At 54.8% G+C, this 2,275-nt stretch carries 3 protein-coding genes; all 3 read left to right on the top strand.

Annotation, left to right across the window (positions count from 1 at the left end; translation table 11 throughout):
- On the top strand, window positions 1-1,360 hold a 1,360-nt coding region (locus KKH67_11545), incomplete at its 5' end, for a recombinase family protein (protein MBU1319814.1).
- A complete protein-coding gene (locus KKH67_11540) occupies window positions 1,357-1,794 on the top strand; it encodes a hypothetical protein (GenBank protein MBU1319813.1) in 438 nt (145 codons plus the stop codon). The genes KKH67_11545 and KKH67_11540, both read left to right, overlap by 4 nt.
- A gap of 213 nt (window positions 1,795-2,007) precedes the next feature.
- Window positions 2,008-2,275: hypothetical protein (locus tag KKH67_11535; protein MBU1319812.1), on the top strand; the 268-nt coding region annotated here is incomplete at its 3' end.

Genomic DNA, 2,275 nt, shown 5'->3' with positions numbered 1-2,275 from the left:
TCAGCGCCTTCTATCCGATATCGAAGCGGATGAAATCGACTGTGTGGTGGTCTACAAGGTGGATCGTCTCAGCAGGAGTCTGCTGGACTTCGCACGTATGATGGAGCTCTTCAACAAGCATGGCGTCAGCTTCGTCTCGGTTACCCAGCAGTTCAATACGACGAGCTCCATGGGACGGCTCACTCTTAATATTCTGCTCTCTTTCGCTCAGTTCGAAAGGGAGATCATCTCAGAGCGCACCCGCGACAAGATGTCAGCGGCACGCCGGAAGGGTAAATGGATCGGAAGCCAGCCCGTCCTTGGATATGATGTTGACCGCGAACGCGGCAGGCTGGTCATTGACGAGGATGAAGCAGCGCAGGTGCGGGCTATTTACGAGCTCTACCTCGAGTACCATTCGCTGATCCTAGTTGTGCAAGAACTCGAGCGTAGGGGATGGCGGACCAAGCGGCTGATCACCAAGAAAGGCCGGGAACGTGGCGGGAAACCGTTCACCAAGAACAGCCTCTTTAGGCTGCTCAGCAATGTGACATACCTTGGCAAGGTCGACTACAAGGGAACGATCTACGAAGGCGAGCACGATGCGATCCTAGACGCCGACATCTGGCAGCGGGTCCAGGATACGCTGCGGCGGAATGGCCGAACGGGTGGCAAAGACGTACGAAACAGATACGGGGCGCTCCTGAAGGGACTACTCTATTGCGTGCCGTGCGGCACAGGCATGATCCACGCGTACACACAGAGAAAGAACAAGCGGTATCGATATTACGTCTGCCTGAATGCTCAACAGCGCGGATGGTCGTCCTGCCCGACTAAGTCGGTGAATGCTCAGGAGGTCGAGAGTGCGATTATCGAACACATCAGAGGCATCGGAAGAGACGAAACCATCATAGCAGAGACACTGGCCAGAGTCCAAGCGGACAGCGTTAAGCGCAGAGCCGAGCTGGAGACCGAACAGCGAAGCTCTAACCGTGAGCTGAAACGGTTAAGTGCAAGAGTTAGAAAGCTGGTCGGTGTATCTTCTTCGGCTGCTTCAGGAGAAGTCGCGATCGCCGATCAGCTTGCGGATCTACAAGATCAGATTCGCGCACTGGAACAGCGTTCGACCGCCATCCGCGAAGAGCTAATCTCTATTCAGAGAGAAACTGTCGACGAGTACGATTTGACCCAGGCGCTATCAGGCTTTGATCCAGTCTGGGAGTCACTGACACCTCGAGAACAGTCCCGCATCATCCGCCTCCTGATTGAACGAGTGGATTACGATGGTAGAGATGGCAATGTCACGGTTACGTTTCGTTCGTCAGGCATCAAGATGCTGTGCACCTCCAAGCACTGTAACCAAGAGCGGAAAGCCGTATGAGAAACCATCTGCACGAAGCAACGGGAGCCGGCCTGAGTCAACTGCAGGTCTCCTTCACACTCAAGCGCAAGAACAAGCGAGGCAGTTGCAGCACTCAACGGCAAGAAGCCCATAGCGCCGAGCCCGGCAACGTACCGCGCATTTCGAAGCTGATGGCACTGGCGAACCGTTTTGATGGTCTGATCCGTAGAGGCGAAGTGCAAGACTATGCTGATCTGGCACGACTCGGCCAGGTGACCCGCGCTCGGATCACACAGATAATGGGCCTGCTCAACCTTGCTCCTGACATCCAGGAAGCGATTCTGTTCCTACCACGCACAGTCAGGGGCCGAGACCCGATCCGCGAGAGAGACGTCCGCCCCATTGCCTCTGTTCCCCACTGGTCTCGCCAGCGCAAGATGTGGGTGCAACTGACTGCTGATCAGTTTCAGTAGTCTGTCGCCCTGCGTTTCTTGCCTCGTTTCCCTCTGGACATTATCCTGAGCCACTTACATTCCAGTCCTTGACTGCCTGCGCGGCTTCGAAGCGCGTCCAGCCTATCTCGAATATCTTGTTGGATCACGTGGTTCGTCGTATATTGTGCGGGCAATGAAGGCTCATTGATGATTGAATCGAGGGCGGATCTGCCCGCGAAGGAAATACTGAATATGAGTGAAGACGTTACAAAGAAGAATGTGGTGGTCAAGAATCGGCAGACGAATCGCGAGATAGATGAGTTAGCTGAGCAGTACAGAGTCATCGGCAATCGCTGGTGGCTGGAACTGAAGGAATATATCGAGGCCAATCGATCAGAGGAAAACGCCGTGCCACTCTTGTTGGTTGGGCCGACTGGTACAGGAAAAGGACTGCTCGCGAGATACGTGCATCATGGATTGCACGGTAATTGGGGTGACGGAGACCCGAAGAGACCTTTCG

This window comes from Candidatus Zixiibacteriota bacterium, assembly GCA_018820315.1.
Taxonomy (GTDB): domain Bacteria; phylum Zixibacteria; class MSB-5A5; order JAABVY01; family JAHJOQ01; genus JAHJOQ01.
This window is presented reverse-complemented; position numbering and strand designations above follow the sequence as displayed.

Excerpts from the sequence above, each read along its gene's own strand:
- KKH67_11540 (MBU1319813.1), top strand. The coding sequence starts at position 1,357 with ATGAGAAACCATCTGCACGAAGCAACGGGAGCCGGCCTGAGTCAACTG.